Annotated in this window: 1 pseudogene; it reads left to right on the top strand. The window is 73.4% G+C overall.

The features are described 5' to 3' along the window. Positions 1–278 (top strand): annotated as a pseudogene (locus IEZ31_RS55945) (pyruvate, phosphate dikinase); the annotation flags it as partial.

Genomic DNA, 278 nt, shown 5'->3' with positions numbered 1-278 from the left:
CGGCGCAGTCGGGCGGGGACGAGCGGTTCGCCTGGGACTCCTACCGGCGGCTCATCCAGATGTTCGGCAAGACCGTCCGCGACGTGCCGGACGAGGCGTTCGACGCCGGCTTCGACCTCGACGCGGACGCGCTGCGGGCGGTCGTCGCGCGGTACAAGGACGTCTTCCGCCGCCACACCGGGGAGGACTTCCCGCAGGATCCGCGCGAGCAGCTGCGCCAGGCGATCCGGGCCGTGTTCCGGTCGTGGAACGCGGACCGCGCGGTGCTGTACCGGCGC

Source organism: Dactylosporangium sucinum, from assembly GCF_014647515.1.
Classification (GTDB): Bacteria; Actinomycetota; Actinomycetes; order Mycobacteriales; family Micromonosporaceae; genus Dactylosporangium; species Dactylosporangium sucinum.
This window is presented reverse-complemented; position numbering and strand designations above follow the sequence as displayed.